The organism is Bradyrhizobium sp. NBAIM03 (assembly GCF_020194055.1).
GTDB lineage: Bacteria > Pseudomonadota > Alphaproteobacteria > Rhizobiales > Xanthobacteraceae > Bradyrhizobium > Bradyrhizobium yuanmingense.
The window spans coordinates 1-1,960 of the sequence record NZ_JADYVS010000078.1; the positions used below are offsets into that span (position 1 = coordinate 1).

Here is a 1,960-nt window from a genome sequence, read left to right on the forward strand (position 1 = left end):
AGCGTGCTCGAGGCGGCGTTGAGGTTGGTCAGCACCTTGTTGGTGGCAGCGTTATCGATGAAGTCGACACCGCTGGTCAGCGAGGCGAGGCCCAGACCCTTGGAATTGTAGGTCACGCCGGTGATGCTGAGGCTCGACTTTGCAGTCTCGTCGAACACCAGCTTGAGCTGGTCGCCGTTCAAGAGGTTGACGCCGTTGAACGAGGAGTCCTGCGCGGTCGAGTCGATCTGGTTCAGGATGTTGTTGAACTGAGACACCAGGTTCGCACGCGAGGTCTGGGCAACCGTCCGCGACGGGGCTGGAAGCCGTCGAGAACGTCAGCGACGAGGTCAGCGTGCCGCCGATCGCACCACCCGCGGCGCTCGAACCGATGGTCGAGGACGCGTAGTCGTTGGTGGTCGAGATCGTCAGCAGGCCGTTGGCGTCGATCGTCGCCGACAGGTTGTTGGCCTGCAGCTTGGTGTTGAGCTGATCGAGCGTCTTGACCGTGCCGTTGGTGCCGTCGCCGAAGGTGACGTTGACCGCCGTGCCGCCGTTGAAGGAGGTGAAGGTCAAGGTCTTGCCGCTGATGCCGCCGATGCCGGAGGTGCGCGCCGCGGTGAAGGCGGTCGCCGTTCCGGTGTTGCCGGCAAGGCCGAGCGCGTTCAGCGCATTGCCCGTGCCGGTGATCGACAGGTCGGCATTGACGCCAGTGGACAGCTTCAGCTGGCCCGAGGCGTTGATCGACGAGTTGGTCTGGCCGGAGGCCGTCGCAAGCGTGGCAGCGCCGGCGGCGCTGATGGTCGCGGTCTGCACGCCGGTGGCAAGGTCGATCGCCTTCAAGACGTCGTTGAGGGTACCGCCCTGCAGATAGACCGTCGAGTTGCCGGCGCCGTCGGTGAGGACGTTACCGTTCGCACCATAGCCGGTCGGAATGCTCGGCGCACCGGTCGAGCCCGGGATCGGCGCATTCTTGAAGGTGATGACTTTACCGTTGACGTTCAACGTCGAACCGTCGGTGATCGTCGCACCCAGCGAGGCCGCGCTGGTGGTCCGGTTGACGTTGACGGTGGCGTTGCCGCCGCCCACCGACGTGGTCAGGGCGAGAGCCTTGAGCAGGTCGGCCTTGCCGGTGACGCTCAGATCCGCACCTGTCGAGCTCCTCAGCGTGACGGCGCCCGCAGCGACGGTCGAAGCGGTCTGGCCGTTGCTCGTGGCGATCGTCGCCGCACCGGAGGTGATCGAGACCGTCTTGACGCCGCTTGCCAGATCGATCGCGCTCAACAGGTCGTTGACGGTCGCTGCCGGCGTGCCGTTGGTGCCGAGATAGACGGTGCTGTTGCCATTGCCGTCGGTGACGATGTTGCCGCTGACGCCCGAGCCGGTCGGAACGCCAGTCGCACCCGGAGCCGAGCCGCTGCGGAAGGTGATGGACTTGCCGTTCACGGTCAGCGTGTCGCCGTCGGCAGGCTGGGCGTTGCCGGCGAGGCCGGTCGCGGTCGTGCCGTTGGTGGCGATCAGGGTCATCGTGCCGGTCAGCGCCGTGGTGCCGTCGCCGGCCGTTGCGCCCGTGCTGGCGAAGACGCCGATGGTGGCGCCGAGCGTGGTTGTGCCGGTCGCCGCGGTGGTGCCGCCGGCCGCACCGCTATACACGACGTTGCTGTTCGCCGTCGCGCTGGCGTAGGAGGTCGTGCCACGCAGGTCGGCCGCCGTCGCACCGGAGATGGTGGCGGAGACGTTGGACTTGGTGGAATAGCCGACCGTGGTCTGCAGCGCCTGGTTGGCGATCGACTTCGCAGAGTCGATCAGCTTCTGCAGCGAGGTGATGCCGGTGTTGGCAGCCTGCAGCACCTGCACGCCGTTGGCGATGCCGTCGAGCAGGTTGTTGATGTCGCTGGCGCGGTTGTCGAGCGACTGGGCCGTGAAGAAGTTGGTGGGATTGTCCAGGGCCGAGTTGACGCTCTTGCCGGTCGACAGACGG

General features: G+C 66.4%; 1 pseudogene. It reads right to left on the minus strand.

From position 1 onward, the window contains the following. Positions 1-1,960 (minus strand): annotated as a pseudogene (locus I6F21_RS37450) (DUF1522 domain-containing protein); the annotation flags it as partial.